General features: G+C 74.6%; 13 protein-coding genes. All 13 read left to right on the top strand.

Annotated features, from left to right (window positions below; genetic code table 11):
* Positions 1–123 precede the first annotated feature (123 nt).
* Positions 124–2,874 (top strand): BTAD domain-containing putative transcriptional regulator, encoded by a 2,751-nt coding sequence (locus ACRAKJ_RS39055; protein ID WP_438920455.1) that lies wholly within the window; start codon positions 124–126, stop codon positions 2,872–2,874.
* 67 nt (positions 2,875–2,941) lie between these two features.
* Complete coding sequence (locus ACRAKJ_RS39050; RefSeq protein ID WP_438920513.1) at positions 2,942–5,677, top strand: BTAD domain-containing putative transcriptional regulator; 2,736 nt, start codon at positions 2,942–2,944, stop codon at positions 5,675–5,677.
* 100 nt (positions 5,678–5,777) lie between these two features.
* A complete protein-coding gene (locus tag ACRAKJ_RS39045; protein WP_438920454.1) occupies positions 5,778–7,610 on the top strand; it encodes a type VII secretion-associated protein in 1,833 nt (610 codons plus the stop codon).
* 31 nt (positions 7,611–7,641) lie between these two features.
* Positions 7,642–8,070, top strand: a complete 429-nt coding sequence (locus tag ACRAKJ_RS39040; RefSeq protein WP_438920453.1) for a hypothetical protein — start codon at positions 7,642–7,644, stop codon at positions 8,068–8,070.
* Positions 8,071–8,205: 135 nt separating this feature from the next.
* A complete protein-coding gene (locus tag ACRAKJ_RS39035; RefSeq protein ID WP_438920452.1) occupies positions 8,206–8,517 on the top strand; it encodes a WXG100 family type VII secretion target in 312 nt (103 codons plus the stop codon).
* A gap of 73 nt (positions 8,518–8,590) precedes the next feature.
* Positions 8,591–8,881 (top strand): WXG100 family type VII secretion target, encoded by a 291-nt coding sequence (locus tag ACRAKJ_RS39030; protein ID WP_438920451.1) that lies wholly within the window; start codon positions 8,591–8,593, stop codon positions 8,879–8,881.
* 293 nt (positions 8,882–9,174) lie between these two features.
* Complete coding sequence (rplM, locus tag ACRAKJ_RS39025; protein ID WP_438926818.1) at positions 9,175–9,618, top strand: 50S ribosomal protein L13; 444 nt, start codon at positions 9,175–9,177, stop codon at positions 9,616–9,618.
* Positions 9,615–10,289, top strand: coding sequence for a 30S ribosomal protein S9 (rpsI, locus tag ACRAKJ_RS39020; RefSeq protein ID WP_438926819.1), 675 nt, complete (start codon positions 9,615–9,617; stop codon positions 10,287–10,289). The genes rplM and rpsI overlap by 4 nt, the downstream gene beginning before the upstream one ends.
* A 138-nt stretch (positions 10,290–10,427) precedes the next feature.
* Positions 10,428–11,762, top strand: a complete 1,335-nt coding sequence (gene glmM / locus ACRAKJ_RS39015; RefSeq protein ID WP_438926820.1) for a phosphoglucosamine mutase — start codon at positions 10,428–10,430, stop codon at positions 11,760–11,762.
* A 23-nt stretch (positions 11,763–11,785) separates the two neighbouring features.
* On the top strand, positions 11,786–12,127 hold the full coding sequence (locus ACRAKJ_RS39010; protein WP_438926821.1) for a hypothetical protein: 342 nt from the start codon (positions 11,786–11,788) through the stop codon (positions 12,125–12,127).
* 160 nt (positions 12,128–12,287) lie between these two features.
* Complete coding sequence (locus ACRAKJ_RS39005; protein ID WP_438926822.1) at positions 12,288–12,590, top strand: hypothetical protein; 303 nt, start codon at positions 12,288–12,290, stop codon at positions 12,588–12,590.
* The gene (locus ACRAKJ_RS39000) at positions 12,590–15,496 is read left to right on the top strand and encodes a WXG100 family type VII secretion target (protein ID WP_438926823.1); all 2,907 of its coding nucleotides are present in this window, start codon (positions 12,590–12,592) and stop codon (positions 15,494–15,496) included. Before ACRAKJ_RS39005 ends, ACRAKJ_RS39000 begins: the two co-directional genes overlap by 1 nt.
* Entirely contained in the window at positions 15,493–15,963 is a 471-nt protein-coding gene (locus ACRAKJ_RS38995; protein ID WP_438926824.1) for a hypothetical protein, read from the top strand. Before ACRAKJ_RS39000 ends, ACRAKJ_RS38995 begins: the two co-directional genes overlap by 4 nt.
* Positions 15,964–15,988 lie beyond the last annotated feature (25 nt).

The following is a 15,988-nucleotide window of genomic DNA, read 5'->3' as shown; positions in this document are numbered from 1 at the left end:
TGGGGTGTGGCGGTGAACGGGGTCCAGCTTGCCGAGCGCCCCTCACAATCCGCTCACGGCGTACTCACCCGATCCGCACCCGGTGTGCGCGCGCCCGGCTCCCGGTCGCGGTAGACATGCCGGGTGGCTGCCGATCGGGACGCGATGACTCCGGACGTCCGGTTCGCGGTGCTCGGCCCGCTGGAGGTGCGGCACCGCGACCGGGAGGTCGCCGTGCCGGGCGACCGGGCCCGCGCGCTGCTCGCCGCGCTGCTGCTGCGCGCCAACCAGCCCGTGCCGGTCGAGGACCTGGTGGCGCGGCTGTGGAACGGCGACGCGCCCACCCCGCACCGGGCGAAGGCGACGCTCCAGATGGTCGTGACCCGGCTGCGCCAGGCGCTCGGCGAGGCGAACGTGGTGCGCACGACCGCCAACGGCTACGCGGCGGACGTGCCGCCGGGGGCGCTGGACCTGCACCTGTTCCGCGAGCGGGCCGCGAGGGGCGACTTCGCGGCGGCCCTGCGGCTGTGGCGCGGCGCGCCGGTGGCGGACGTGGCGTCGCCCGTGCTGCGGCGCGAGGACGTGCCGCCGCTGCTGGAGGAGCACCTGGTGGTGCTGGAGCGGCGCATCGAGGCCGACCTGGAGGCCGGCGCCGGCGGCGAGCTGGAGCAGGAGCTGCGCGGCCTGGTCGCGCGGTACCCGCTGCGCGAGCGGTTCTGGGGCCTGCTGATGGCGGCCCTGGCGCGGGAGGGCCGCCGCACCGAGGCGCTCGCCGTGTACGCGGCGCTGCGCGCCCGGCTGGCCGACCAGCTGGGCGTCGACCCGGGCCCGAACCTCCAGCGGCTGCACCGGGAGCTGTCGGCGGCCCGCTCGGCGACGCCCCGGCGGCTCCCGCCGCGCACCGGGTTCTTCGTGGGCCGCCGCGCCGAGCTGGCCGCGCTGGACGCCCTGCTCGACGTGGACGAGGGCACCGCGGTGGTCGCCGCGATCGGCGGCGCGGCGGGCATCGGCAAGACGTCGCTGGCCGTGCACTGGGCGCACGAGGTGGCCGACCGCTTCCCCGACAGGCAGCTCTACGCGGACCTGCGCGGGTTCGACCCGGCCACCGACCCGGTGCGGCCCGACGAGGTGATCCGCCACTTCCTCGACGCGCTGGGCGTGGACCGCGACCGGGTGCCGGTCGGCCTGGACGCGCGGGCCGCGCTGTACCGGGCGGTGCTCGCCGACCGGCGCGTCCTCGTGCTGCTGGACAACGCGCGCGACAGCGAGCAGGTGCGCCCCCTGCTGCCCGGCGGCGCCGCGCCGCTCGTGCTGATCACCAGCCGCAACGACCTCAGCGGCCTGGTGGTGCGCGAGGGGGCCGTGCCGCTGACGCTCGACCTGCTCGACGAACCGGAGGCGCGGGCCCTGCTGGAGCGGCGGATCGGACCGGGCGGTCGGGACGCCGAACCGGCCGCGTTCGACTCCCTGGTGGCGCACTGCGCGGGCCTGCCGCTGGCGCTGGCGATCGTCGCCGCCCGCGTCGCGGGCGACCCCGGCCTGCCGCTGAGCGCGCTCGCCGCCGAGCTGGCCGACGCGCGGACCCGGCTGGCCGCGCTGGACACCGGCGACCCGACCACGAAGGCGCGCGCGGTGTTCTCCTGGTCGTGCCGCCGGCTGAGCGAGCCGACCGCGCGGGTGTTCCGCCTGCTCGGCCTGCACCCCGGTCCGCACGTGACGCCCGCCGCCGCGGCGAGCATGGCGGGCGTGGGGCAGGCGGCGGCGAAGGAGGCGCTGCGCGAGCTGGTCCGGTCCCGGCTGCTGGCGCAGCCCGCGCCCGGCCGGTACGCCTTCCACGACCTGATCCGCCTCTACGCCGCCGACGAGGCGCGCGGGCACCACACGGGGGACGAGCGCCGCGCCGCCGTGCGCGGCCTGCTCGACCACCTGCTGCACAGCGCCGACCGGGCCGACCGGCTGCTCTACCCGCAGCGCGACCCGGTCGCCCTGGTGCCCGCCGGGCCCGGCGCGGCCCCCGTCGTGCCGACCGACCGGCACGCCGCGCTGGCGTGGTTCACCACCGAGCACCCGGTGCTGGTCGGCGCGGTGGAGCTGGCGCACGACGAGGGCTTCCACGCGCACGCGTGGCAGCTCGCGTGGGCGGTCGCCACGTACTTCCAGCGCCAGGGCCACTGGCGCGACCAGCTCGCCACGCAGCAGGTGGCGCTGGCCGCGGGACTCCGGCTCGACGACCTGGAGGCGCAGGCCCGCGCGCACCGCACCATCGGCCTGACGGGCATCAGGACCGGCGACCTGGACGGCGCGGCCCGGCACTACGGGCGGGCGCTGGAGCTGTCCACCCGGCTCGGCGACGACTTCGGCCGCGCCCGCGCGCACCGGGGCCTGGCCGCGGTGCACGAGCGGCGCGGCCGGTACGAGGACTCGCTGCGCGAGTCCGCGAGCGCGCTGGAGCTGTTCCGCGGGTCCGGGCAGCGGGCGGCCCTGGCGGGCGCGCTGAACGCCGTGGGCTGGTTCCGCAGCCTGCTGGGCGACCACGGCGCGGCGCTGGAGCACTGCCGGGAGGCGCTGTCCGCGTTCCGCGAGCTGGGCGACCTGTTCGGCCAGGCGAACGCCCTGGACAGCCTCGGCCACGCGCTGCACCACTCCGGGCGGCACGACGAGGCGGTGGCCCGGTTCCGCGAGGCGGTGGAGCTGTGGCGCGACACCGGTTCCAAGGACGAGGAGGCCCGCACGCTGCGCAGGCTCGGCCACGTCGAGCGGGACCGCGGCGACGCGGCGGCGGCCCTGACCGCGCTGGCCCGCGCGGCGGAGCTGTTCGACGGCCTCGACCCGGCGGGGGCCGCCGCCGTGCGGGAGGACATGAGCCGGCTGTCGCGACCTGATCACGCCGGGTGATCCCCCGGGTAGACTGGGCGGGTCGCTTCGTGGCGGGTCGCTTCCGGGGGAGGGCTCGTTGACCGCTGTGTTCGAGGTGCTCGGCCCCCTGGAGGTCCGGTACGCGGGCAGGCCGGTGGCCGTGCCCGCGGGCAAGGCGCGCGTGCTGCTGGCCGCGCTGCTGCTGCGCGCGAACGGGGTCGTGCCGGTGGACGACCTGGTGGCCCGGCTGTGGGACGGCGGCGCGCCCGACCCGTCGCGCGCCCGCGCCACGCTGCACATGACCGTCACCCGGCTGCGCCGGGCGCTCGGCGAGGCCAACGTGGTCCGCACCGCGCCCGGCGGGTACGTCGCCGAGGTCGCCCCCGACGCCCTCGACCTGCACCGGTTCCGGGCGCTCGTGCGGCGGGGCCGGTACGCCGAGGCGTTGGCGCTGTGGCGCGGCGAGCCGCTGTCGGACGTGCGCTCCGACGTGCTGCACGCGGAGGACGTGGCGCCGCTGCGCGAGGAGCGCACGGCCGCGCTGGAGCACCGCGTCGACGTCGACCTCGCCGCCGGGCGCGCCCGCGACCTGGTGGCCGAGCTGCGCTCGCTGGTCCGGCTGCACCCGCTGCGCGAGCGGCTGCACGGCCAGCTGATGCTCGCCCTGTACCGGTCGGACCGCCAGGCCGAGGCGCTGGCCGCCTACCGGGCCGCGCACCGGCTGCTGGCCGCCGAGCTGGGCGTCGAACCGGGGCCGGAGCTGAAGGAGCTGCACGAGCGCATCCTGATCGCCAACCCCGACCTGGTGCCCTCGCCGCCGCCCCGGCCGCAGCCGGTGGCCGTGCCGAACCTGCTGCCCGCGCGCAACCCGCACTTCGTGGGCCGCGACGGCGCGCTGGCCGAGCTGTCCGCGCGGGCCCGCCAGGCGGGCGGCGCCGGGATGGTGGTGGTCAGCGGCACCGCGGGCGTGGGCAAGACGACGCTGGCCGTGCACTGGGCCAACCAGGTCGCCGACGCCTTCCCGGACGGCAGGCTGTACGTGAACCTGCGCGGGTTCGACCCGAGCGGCGAGCCCGTGCCGCCGGGCGAGGCGGTCCGCGGGTTCCTCGACGCGTTCGAGATCCCGCCCGCCCGCGTCCCGGCCACCACCGAGGGCCAGGTCGAGCTGTACCGCGACACGGTCGCCGACCGGCGGCTGCTGGTCGTGCTGGACAACGCCCGCGACGCCGAGCAGGTCCACCCGCTGCTGCCCCGCGGCCCGCGCACCTTCGTCGTCGTCACCAGCCGCAGCCGGTTCAGCGGGCTGTGCGACGCCGAGGGCGCCCACCCGCTCACCCTGGACATGCTCGGCGACGCCGAGGCGCGCGCCCTGCTCGCCCGCCGGCTCGGCCCGGACCGGCTCGCGGAGGACGAGGCCGCGACCGAGGCCCTGGTGCGGCACTGCGCGGGCCTGCCGCTGGCGCTGGCCGTGGTCGCCGCGCGCGCCGCCGTGAACCCGCACTTCCCGCTGGCCCTGGTCGCCGAGGAGCTGGCCGACGAGCAGGACCGGCTCGACTTCCTCGACGCGGGCGACCCGGACGCGAGCGTCCGCAACGTCTTCTCCTGGTCCTACCGGCGCCTGGGCCCGGCCGCGGCGCGGCTGTTCCGGCTGCTCGGCAGGCACCCCGGCGTGACGCTGTCGACGTCCGCCGCGGCGGCGCTGGCCGGGGTGCCGCTGCCCGGCGCGGTCGCCGCCATCGACGAGCTGACCCGCGCCCACCTGCTGTTCGAGCACGGCGCCGACCGGTACTCCACCTACGACCTGCTGCGCTGGTACGCGGCGGAGCTGTCGGCCGCCGAGGACGCCGACGCCGACGAGGCGGCCGACCGCGTCCTCAACTGGTACCTGCACACCGCCCACCGGGCCAAGCGGTGGCTGACGCGGGACTACGTCGAACCCCGCGTCCCCGTGCTCGACGGCGTGCGGCCGGACGGGTTCGACTCGTTCGCGGCGGCCACCGCCTGGTTCGAGGCCGAGCACCAGAACTTCGTGCTGATGGCGCGCGCCGCCGTCGAGCGCGACCGGTGCGAGTACGTGCCGCCGATGTCGGCGGCCTCGTGGAACTTCCTCAACACCCGGTCGCAGTGGGCCGAGATCCTGGCGCTCGGCGAGCTGGGCGTCGAGGCGGCCCGGCGGCTCGGCGACGGGTACGCCGAGGCGGAGACCCGGATCAACCTGAGCAGCGCGTGCGGCAGGCTCGGCCGGTTCGACGAGTCGATCGCGCACTCGACGCGGTGCGTGGAGCTGAGCGAGGCGATCGGCGACGACCGCATCCTGCGCAAGGCCCTCAACAACCTCGGCATGGCGCACAGCGCGACCGGCCGCAACGACCTGGCCGTCGAGTACCTGCTGCGCGCCCTGGAGATCTGCCACCGCCAGGAGGGCAGGCCGGGGGAGAGCATCCTGCTGGACACCCTCGCCACGATCTACCGCGCCGACGGCGAGCGCGAGCGCGCCCTGGAGTGCCTGGAACGCGCCCTCGACCTCAACCTCGCCGCGGGCGACCGCTACTCGTGCGGCATCAACCTGGCCAACCTGGGCCTCATCCACGCCGAACTGTCCGACCCGGACGCCGCCGCCCTCGCCCTGGACCGCTCCCTGGAGCACAGCCGGGCCGTCGGCGACCGCCACAACGAGGCGCTCGCGCTGACCCGCCTGGGCGACGTCCGGCACGCGGCGGGCGACACCCCCGCCGCCCGCCGGCACTGGCGCGACGCCCTGGTGATCTTCCGCGAGCTGGGCGCGCCGGAGATGCGCGAGCCGGGCGAGCGCCTGCTGGTCCACGGCACGTCCGTCGGCTGACGGCCCCGCCCGCGGCTGGGCCGGGTTAGCCGACGGGCGGCGCAGGTCGTGGGGTATGCATATGCGGGCAGGCGGACCCCGGCCGACGAGGGGATGACGGATGACCTTGCACGTGGCGGTGGACTTCGGCACGTCCAGCACCTGCGTCGCCATGTCGCTGAACGGCCGGGAACCGCAGGTCGTGGTCGTCGACGGTCAGCCGATCGTGCCCTCCGCCGTGTTCGCCGCGGCCGACGGGACGCTGTTCGTCGGGCAGGAGGCGGAGCGGCAGGCGGCCGTGGACCCGGCCCGCTACGAACCCCACCCGAAGCGCCGGGTCGACGAGGGCGAGCTGCTGCTCGGCACCTCCGTGCTGCCGGTCGCGGACGTGGTGCGCGCCGTGCTCGGCCGGGCCGTGGAGGAGGCCCGGCGGGTCGCGGGCGGCGCGCCGGTCGACCTGCTCGTGCTCACCCACCCCGCCGACTGGGGCGCCATCCGCACCCGCGTGCTGCTCCAGGCCGGGCGCGGGCTGGGGCGGGAGGTCCGGCTGGTGCCCGAGCCGGTCGCGGCGGCCGTGTTCCACGCCGCCTCCCACTCGGTGCAGGACGGCGTGGCGCTGGCCGTGCTCGACCTCGGCGGCGGCACGGCGGACGCGAGCGTCGTGGTCCGCCGGGGCGGCGCGTTCCAGGTCCTCGCGACCAAGGGCGACCCCGGTTTCGGCGGAGCGGACGTCGACCAGGCGCTGCTGGAGCACATCGGCTCGCTCGTCGCGCCCGGCGACCCGGACGCGTGGCGGCAGCTCGTCGAGGGCCGCGAGCTGATCGACCGCCGGCGCCGGCGGGTGCTGCGGCAGGACGTGCGGGGCGCGAAGGAGACGCTGTCCCGGCACTCCTACACCGACGTGCCGATGCCACCGCCGTTCCCCGACGCGCACGTCACCCGCACCGACCTCGAACGCCTCGTCACCACCCCGCTCACCCGGGCCGCCGCGCTGGTCGTCACGGCCGTGCGCGACGCCGGCCTGGAACCGCGCGGCCTCGCGGGCGTGTTCCTCGTCGGCGGGTCGAGCCGCATCCCGCTGGTGGCCCGGCTCGTGCTGGAGCAGTCCGGGGTCGTGCCCACGAGCATCGACCAGCCGGAGACCGTGGTCGCCCGCGGCGCGCTGCGGGCCGTGCGGGTGGACCCGCTGCGCACCGGCGCGATCCCGCCGCAGGCCCGGGGCGACGTGACGCAGAAGATCACCGACGACCGGACCCGCAAGATCACCCGGAAGATCACCGCGCCGGTCCCGGTCGGGCCGCCGGCGCCCTCGCCGCCGTCCGGGTTCCCGCGGCCCGCCCACTTCCCGCCGCCCCCGCCGCCACCGCCCGCGCGGGACCGCAACCGCCTGCCGCTGGTCGTGCTCGGCGCGGTGCTCGTGCTCGCGGTCGTCGGCGGGTCCGTGGCGTACGCGCTGACCCGGCACGACGGCGGCGGCACGGCCCAGCCGACCGGCACGACCACCGGCACGACGGCGCCCGCCGGGGGCAGGACGATCGCCCAGTACGACTACAGCTTCACCGCGCCGGTCGGCTGGCAGCAGACCGGCGGCCAGGTCGAGACCCGCAAGGTGCTGCTCAAGCCCGATTCGGCGGACCTCGACCTGGACGTCATCGCGGTGCAGGAGCAGAAGCTGGCCTACGACGCCACCGCCGACCGCGCCCGCGCCGAGACCGAGCTGCGCACCTTGTACGACCAGGGCCCGAACCTGTCCGACTTCGACGCTTCGGCGGGCTTCGCGGGCAAGGATGTCGTTTACTACCGGGAAGCGGCGGGCTCGGCGACCATCGAGTGGTACGTGCTGTTCCAGGACTCGTTCCAGGTCAGCGTCGGCTGCCAGTACCCCGAGGGCGGGCGCGACCGGGTCCGCCCCGCGTGCGAGCAGGTGGTGCGCACGCTGACCGTGACCGGTTAGGACCGACCGACGACACCGCGTGGGGATTGTGATGACCGGCATCCCGGAAGCCATGGCCAGGTTCCGCTCGGACCTCGACGCGGCGGTGACGCGGGGGCGCCGCGCCGCCGCCGAGGCGGGCGCGAGGGCCGCCGCCCAGCGCGACCGGAACCGGGAGCTGGCCGACCGGGCGCGCGAGCGGCGCGTGCGGCCCGAGGGGCACGCCCCGACGTCCCCGGACGTCCAGCGCGTCGCCACCGGGTTCCGCGCGCACCGCGGGCTGCCGGTCGAAGAACTGCCCACCGGTGTGGAACTGCTCACCCCGCCCGCCGAGAAATCGCGAGAGCAAACGGACGCGAATGCAAATTCCGTTCCTGCGACGCCGTTCTCGGGTTCCCGACCCGCAGCGGGCCCGCGGGGTCAGCTGCCGCCCCGCACCGACGATGACGAGGACTTTTCGCAAGCGCGAATCCTCTACTGACCCGAAGTCGCGTTTACTAGCGCAACTACTTGGGAAGAAGTCGCGACAAGCGGGAACCGGTCGTGGCAGGGTCTGCGTCGGAAGAGGCGTACGGATCACGAGCGCCTGATCGACATGACCTAGGGGGTCACCTCAATGAGCGGTTACGCAACCGGTGTGCCGGAGCTGACGAACGCGGCTACCGACATCATGAACGTGAACGACCAGACCCAGGCCACGCTGAACCAGCTCCGGAGCACGATCGACACCGTGAGCGGCGCGTGGAAGGGCAGCGCGGCCGACGCGTTCGGCCGGCTGATGGATCGCTTCAACGCCGACGCCGCGAAGCTCCAGGAGGCGCTCGTCTCGATCGCCGAGCAGATCAGCGGCGCGACGCAGACCTACGTCCAGCAGGAAGAGGAGCAGGCCGCGGAGATGTCGAACATCATGGGTCGCCTCGGCGGCTGATGGTTTTCCCCGCGTTTTCCACTGCTTCACCCGTAATACCTCTTCTGCTTGATTCGACCCCCGAGGGGAAATCATGAACGACAACATCGCAGTCAACTTCGCGGCCCTCTCCACGGCCGCCGGCGACATCGCGGGCCAGGCCGGTCAGGTGCAGCAGCAGCTCGACGAGCTGAAGAGCCGCATCGACCCGGTCATCGCCCAGTGGCAGGGTGCGTCGTCCGACGCGTACGCCCAGGCGCAGGCCAAGTGGAACGAGTCGGCCTCCGGCCTCCAGCAGGTGCTCGCCGCCATCGGCACCGCCGTCGCCTCCGCGAACGACGCGTACAACGCGGCGGAGAAGAAGAACGAGGGCCGCTGGGGCTGAGTCCGGCCTCACCGCGCATCGCGGGCCCCGGGACCACGCGGTCCCGGGGCCCGCGCACGTGTGGTCCAGAGCACCACCGGCCGCCCGCGGAGACCTCCGCGAGGGGTGCCGGCACCGGGTGAAGGGGGGTCGTTTTGACCAGCCCCGACCCCACCCGGTATCTTCCTACGTTGTTGTGCGGTACCTGGTGTGCTCTATGCGCGCCTCGTGTTCTGGTCCTCTGCCCACCTGGGGTCTCTGGCCTGAGCAACCGCCGCAATGACCCCAGACGCAAGTGACGACGAGGTAGACCCGTGCGCACGTACAGCCCGAAGCCCGGCGAGGTGACCCGAGCCTGGCACGTGATCGACGCCCAGGACGTGGTGCTCGGTCGGCTCGCCACCCAGGCCGCGACGCTGCTGCGCGGCAAGCACAAGCCGACTTACGCCCCCCACGTTGACACCGGTGACTTCGTCATCGTCATCAACGCGGACAAGGTGGCGTTGACCGGCAAGAAGCGTGACCAGGAGTTCGTGTACCGGCACTCCGGCTTCCCGGGCGGCCTCAGCCAGCGCTCGTTCGGCGAGGTGCTGGACACCCGTGCCGACCGTCTTGTCGAGAAGGCGATCAAGGGCATGCTGCCCAAGAACCGCCTCGGCCGCGCGATGGCGGGCAAGCTCAAGGTCTACACGGGCCCGAACCACCCGCACGCTGCGCAGCAGCCGCAGCAGTACGAGATCAAGAAGGTCGCCCAGTGACCGAGCCGCAGCAGACCGAGGACATCGACGTGACCACCCCTGAGGCCGACCTCGACGCCGTCGAGACCGACGCCGACGAGACCGCCCCCGAGGCTGTCGAGGGCACCGACGCCGAGGCCGCCGACGCCGCCGAGGCCGAGGGCACCGACGCCGAGGGCATCGACGCCGACACCGACGCCACCGAAGCGGACGCCACCGAAGCGGACGCTGACGAGGCCGACGCTGACGAGGCCGATGCCGACGAGGCCGCTCCGGTCGTGCGCCACACCCTGAACGCGGGTGCGCACCACCTGGCGCAGACCGTCGGCCGCCGCAAGCAGGCCATCGTCCGCGTGCGCCTCCTGCCCGGCACCGGCAAGTTCACCCTGAACGGCAAGTCGCTCGAGGCGTACTTCCCGAACAAGGTGCACCAGCAGCTCATCCGCGAGCCCCTGGTGACGACGGAGAAGCCGGAGACGTTCGACGTCATCGCGAACCTGCGCGGCGGCGGCACCACCGGCCAGGCCGGTGCGCTGCGCCTCGCGATCGCGCGTGCGCTGATCGCCGTCGACTCCGAGGACCGCCCGGTGCTGAAGAAGGCCGGCTTCCTCACCCGCGACCCCCGGGTCAAGGAGCGGAAGAAGTACGGCCTGAAGAAGGCCCGCAAGGCGCCTCAGTACAGCAAGCGCTGACCCCACTTCCGGGTCCAGCGAGCACCACCCCGCGGGAGCAGCCAGTTCTTCGTCCTACGTCGAACTGCTGCTCCCGCGGTGTTTTTGTCGGCCTTGCCAGCCCTGTGTTGCGCAATTCACGTGGAGGTCACGGCGATCATGCCTCGCCTGTTCGGCACCGACGGCGTACGCGGTCTCGCCAACGCGGACCTGACCCCCGAGCTGGCGCTGTCGCTGGCCGCCTCGGCGGCGCGCGTGCTGGCCGAGCACGACCGGTCCCACCGGCCGGTCGCCGTGGTCGGCCGCGACCCGCGCGCCAGCGGCGAGATGCTGGAGGCGGCCGTGGTGGCGGGTCTCACGTCGGCGGGCGCGGACGTGCTGCGCGCGGGCGTGCTGCCGACCCCGGCCGTGGCCCACCTGGTGGCCGCGCTGGGCGCCGACGTGGGCGTGATGATCTCCGCGTCGCACAACCCGATGCCCGACAACGGCATCAAGCTCTTCGCCGCCGGCGGGCACAAGCTGCCCGACGCGGTCGAGGACGAGATCGAGCAGAAGACGGGCGAGGGCCGCCACCGGCCGACCGGCGCGGGCATCGGCCGGGTCCGCGACATCGAGGACGCCGAGGGCCAGTACGTGCAGCACCTGCTGAAGGTGACGCCGCACCGCCTGGACGGCCTGAAGGTCGTGGTGGACTGCGCGCACGGCGCCGCGTCCGTCGCCGCCCCGGACGCCTACCGGCGGGCGGGCGCGGAGGTCGTGGAGATCCACTCCGCGCCGAACGGCCTGAACATCAACGACGGCGTGGGCTCGAACCACGTGGCGCTGCTGCGCGCCGCCGTCGTCGAGCACGGCGCGGACCTGGGCATCGCGCACGACGGCGACGCGGACCGCTGCGTCGCGGTCGACGCCGACGGCAACGACCTGGACGGCGACCAGGTGATGGCCGTGCTGGCGCTGGGCATGAAGGAGTCCGGTGAGCTGACCGACGACACGCTGGTCGCCACCGTCATGAGCAACCTCGGCCTGCACATCGCGATGCGCGAGCACGGCATCGAGGTGAAGACGACCGCGGTGGGCGACCGGTACGTGCTGGAGGAGCTGCGCGCGGGCGGGTTCGCCCTCGGCGGCGAGCAGTCCGGGCACGTCATCCTGCCCGCGCACGCCACCACCGGCGACGGCCTGCTGACCGCGCTGCGCCTGATGGCGCGCATGGCCGAGACCGGCAGGCCGCTGGCCGAGCTGGCGTCGGTCATGCACCGGCTGCCGCAGGTGCTGCTGAACGTGGTCGTGGCCGACAAGGCCGCGGTGGCCCAGGACGCGGCGGTCGGCGAGGCCGTGGCCGCCGTGGAGGCCGAGCTGGGCGACACCGGCCGGGTGCTGCTGCGCCCGTCGGGCACCGAGCAGCTGGTCCGGGTGATGGTGGAGGCGGCGACGCACGAGCTGGCCGAGTCCGCCGCCCAGCGCCTCGCCGGTGTGGTTTCCTCGGTGCACTGACGTCTCACGTCCCGGGGGTCCGGATGCTGGGCTACAGCACGTTGGCGATCATCGCGCTGGTGGTGCTCGCCGTCGTCGTGCTCGTGGTGGTGCGGGTGAAGAAGGGCCGGGGCAACCCCGGCCCCCCACCGCCGCCCGGGTACCCCGGTCAGCAGTACGGCCAGCCCCCGCACGGCCAGCCCCCGCACGGGCAGCAGCAGTACGGGCAGCAGCCGCCGTTCGGGCAGCAGCCGCAGGGCCGGCCGCCGTACGGGCCGCCCGGCCGGCCGGGGCAGCCCGGACCGCCGTACGGCCCACCGCCCGGCTCGCCGCCGCCCCCGCCCCGGCAGCCGCCCCACCCGCCCGGTCCCCCTCGGCAGGGCTGACCCGCCCCGGCGTCCACATCTGCGAGGACCGGCCGGAAAAGGTGCTCGCCCGGCCGTGCGAGCTGCCACGATGGGAACCGCGTGCCGAACGCCCGCGTCGTACCGGGCGAGTCGGTTGAGAGGGTCGTGGCCGTCGTGCCACGGAGGGGAGTGGATCGCCGTGGCCGGTTACGGCACCAGTACCGAGGCGATGCGTAAAGCCTCGAAGGGCATTTCGGATGCCGCGAAGGACACGGCCGACGAGTTGAAGAAGGTCGGCCAGACCGAGACGATCGCCCGTGATTTCGGCGAGGCGCACCAGCAGCACTTCGCCAAGTACAAGACGGGGATCGACAACTTCGGCAAGGGCATCGCGAACATGACCGGTGTGCTGGCCGGGTTCGCCGGGAAGATCGGCTCCGGCGCCGCGACCTACGACGACGTCGAGTCCACCAACGCGGGCAACGTGGGGAGCCAGTACTGATGGCCACGCCGAGCTGGAACGACGTCAAGGCCGTCCTGGACGACCCGAACGTGTCGGAGGACAAGAAGGCGGAGCTGATGCACGCCTACGTCTCCGACACCGCGCCGTGGAGCATCCCCGACGACGCCAACGCCTACAAGGACCGCTACGACACCTCCAGCTTCTGGAACTGGGGCGACGGCGCGTCCGCCGACAACGGCCTCCAGGGCCGCTACGACGAGGCCAAGGCCGAGGGCGAGTCCAACAGCTACAACTCGCGCGAGCAGACCAAGGCCGTCGAGGACGGCGAGAAGGCGCTGGACGGCAAGCAGCCGCCCACGGCGGCCGGCACGGGCGTGAAGCTGTCCGACGAGCTGTTCGACGCGGGCAAGGCCGGGCTGAAGGTCTTCGAGAAGTTCGAGCCCATCTGGAACAACCGGCCGGGCGACTGCGTCGGCAACACGCACTCCCTCAACCTCGCCGAGCACATCAACAAGCCGTACGACGAGCAGCGCGGGATCAACTTCCACAAGCTGCTCATGGAGGCCGACGAGTTCAGCGCCGCCAAGTCCCGCGTCGACGAGCTGAAGTCGGAGGTGGACGCGCAGCTCAAGGGCCTGTACGGCGAGTGGGAGGGCGCGGCGGCCCAGGCGTCGCAGGAGCACTACAGCGGCGAGCTGGTGCCGAAGGTCACCGAGCTGGGCGACGCCCTGAACGGTGCGGCGGACCTGACCCGCACGGCGGTCGGCGGCGTGTACGAGCTGTGCAAGAGCAAGGCCGACGAGGTCCTCGGCATGTACCGGGAGCAGATCGGCCAGGCGGACACGTTCATGGCGGAGAAGGTCGTCTCGTTCGCGCGCGGCGAGGGCGACTACTCCAAGGACCGGGTGCTGGAGATCGCGGGCTGGGTCGACTCGAAGACCGGCAGCAACATCGCGGACCGCATCCACTCCGACGACTGCACGCTCAACGACGAGAACCGCGACTACGCGATCAACCAGTGCAAGAAGTGGATCAGGGACTCGTTCAACACCGAGTTCTGGGGCCTCTACGAGCAGTTCAAGCAGTGCTGCGCGGAAACCAAGTCCTCTGTGGACGCGAAGTGGGACACGCTCGCCAACTACATGGCCGGGTTCGAGAACCCGTTCCCGGCGCCCGCGTCGGACCCGGGTGACGACGGCACGGGCGGCGGCACCGGCACCGGCACCGGTGGTGGCACCGGCGGTGGCGGTGGCGGCACGGGGTCGGGCGGCGGCGGTGGCGGCATGCCCAGCGGCGGTGGCGGCAGCGGCAGCGGTGGTGGCGGCGGTGTGCCGGAGATGCCCAAGCCGGAGAACCCGCTGGACAAGGACGGCGACGGCAAGCCGGACGCCCTCCAGGTCCCGGGCGACCTCGACGGCGACGGCAAGCCCGACGACCTCGACGGCGACGGCAAGCCCGACGACCTCGACGGCGACGGCAAGCCGGACGACCAGCAGGGCGGCAAGCCCGACGGCCTCAAGGGCGAGGAGGAGAACCCCGAGACCGTCACCATCAAGAGCGGCGACAACGAGATCAAGATCACCGAGCCGGACGCGAACGGCCACGTGAAGATCACCGTCGACACGCCGCAGAGCGAGCCGAAGACGTACGACGTCGACTTCAGCAACAACCCCGACGCGCTCAAGGCGCTGATGGGCCAGAACGGCGGCGCGGCACTGGCCGGGGCGCTGGCGGGTGCGACCACCGCGTCCGGCGGCGTCGCCGGGGCGGGTGCCGCGGGCGCGGCGGCGGGTGCCAACACCCTGTTCGCCCCTGGCGAAAACGCAGGTCAGGGCGGGTCTGACGCCGCCATCCCGATCGAGGCGGGCGCCGACGGCAAGGCGCTGATCGAGCTGGACGGCCTGGCCATCACGGCCGAGGTCGACCCGCTGACCGGCGAGATCAACCTGAGCGTGGACAACGGCGACGGGTCGCCGGAGCAGTACGGCGTGGAGTTCGGCGAGGACGACCCCGACGCCGGTTCGGACGCGGCGGCCACCCCCAACCTGCCGAGCGCGGACCGGCCCGGCGACGTGACCACGATGCCCGCGCCGGCCGACCGGCTGGAGTCGGCCATCGGCGCGGCGCCCGGCTTCACCGCGCCCGAGGTGGCCGCGGTGCCGGTCGCGGACAGCGGCTTCGCCGGTGGCTTCACCGAGCCGCAGGGCGCGCCCGTGCCGGTCGCGGACGGTGGTCCGGCGGCGAGCGCCTTCGGCGGGTTCACCGAGCCCCAGGGCGCCCCGACGCCCGCGGCCGGCGTCCCGCAGCCCGGTCCCGGCTTCGGTCCCGCGCCGGGCTTCGACGGCGGCGGTGGCGGTGGGTTCGGCGGCGGTCCCGGTGCCGGCGGCCCCGGCGGTGGCGGCCCGGCCTTCGGTCCCGCCCCCGGCTTCGACGGCGGCGGTGGCGGCGGCTTCGGCGGCCACGGCGGTGGCGGCGGCGGGTTCGGCGCGGCGCCCGCGTTCGACGGCCCCGTGCAGTACAACACCGAGGGCACCACGTCCGCGTCCGGCGCGTCGGTCCTCGGCGGCGGCCCGAGCGGTTTCAACGGCGCGGACTCGGTGCTGGGCGGCTCGCCGTCCGGTTCGGACAGCACGTGGAGCGCCCCGAACTCCGCCGACCAGGGCCTCGCGTCGGACACCAACGCCTCCCAGGCCGGCCAGGCCGGTTCGGCGACCCTGCCGTCCATGCACGACGGCAGCACCGCGGGCCAGCCGGGCGGGTCGGCGGTCGGCGGCGGCATGATGGGCGGCATGGCCGGCGGCACGCCCGCCGCCGGCGGTCAGCAGGGCGGTGGCGGTGACGACGAGCGCAGGAGCCCCGGGCAGTGGCGCACGACCGGCTCGCTGTTCGACGACGACGTCGCCCTGAGCCGGGTCCAGGGCGTGCTGGGTGAGGAGCGCCGATGAGCGTCGCGTCGGAGAGGCTGGCCGCGGCCAAGAGCCGCATGGACGAGATCTCGCGGGAGCACGCCGACCGGCGTGAGCTGCGGGAGCGCCGTTCGCGCGAGGCCAGGGACAAGGCGGCCGACAGCTTCTCCAAGCAGGGGCAGGTCGCGCAGAAGGTCGTCGAGCGCATCGAGGAGACCGAGGCGCGGCAGAAGGCCGCCGGCGGGTGGGGCACGCAGGCCGCGACGCAGAAGAAGCCGGACGAGTACCGCTTCGGCGCCGAGGACGACGAGCCGACCTACGAGGCCCCGGCACCGGGCGCCGCGTGGACGACGCCCGCGCCGACGCCCCCGACGACGCCGTTCCCCGCCGCCGCACCGGTCCCGCCGTCGCCCCCGCCCCCGCCGCCCGCGGCGAGGCCGGCACCCCGGCGTCCCGCGCCGGTGGACGACGACGAGGACTTCGGCGGGCAGAGCTGGCTGACGTGAGACGGCGACGGCCCCCGGTCCGCAG

The organism is Saccharothrix sp. DSM 118769 (assembly GCF_052936295.1).
This window is presented reverse-complemented; position numbering and strand designations above follow the sequence as displayed.

Coding starts and splice junctions, on each gene's coding strand:
- ACRAKJ_RS39035 (WP_438920452.1), top strand. CDS start 8,206: ATGAGCGGTTACGCAACCGGTGTGCCGGAGCTGACGAACGCGGCTACC.
- ACRAKJ_RS39040 (WP_438920453.1), top strand. CDS start 7,642: ATGACCGGCATCCCGGAAGCCATGGCCAGGTTCCGCTCGGACCTCGAC.
- ACRAKJ_RS38995 (WP_438926824.1), top strand. CDS start 15,493: ATGAGCGTCGCGTCGGAGAGGCTGGCCGCGGCCAAGAGCCGCATGGAC.
- ACRAKJ_RS39000 (WP_438926823.1), top strand. CDS start 12,590: ATGGCCACGCCGAGCTGGAACGACGTCAAGGCCGTCCTGGACGACCCG.
- ACRAKJ_RS39045 (WP_438920454.1), top strand. CDS start 5,778: ATGACCTTGCACGTGGCGGTGGACTTCGGCACGTCCAGCACCTGCGTC.
- ACRAKJ_RS39030 (WP_438920451.1), top strand. CDS start 8,591: ATGAACGACAACATCGCAGTCAACTTCGCGGCCCTCTCCACGGCCGCC.
- ACRAKJ_RS39010 (WP_438926821.1), top strand. CDS start 11,786: ATGCTGGGCTACAGCACGTTGGCGATCATCGCGCTGGTGGTGCTCGCC.
- glmM (WP_438926820.1), top strand. CDS start 10,428: ATGCCTCGCCTGTTCGGCACCGACGGCGTACGCGGTCTCGCCAACGCG.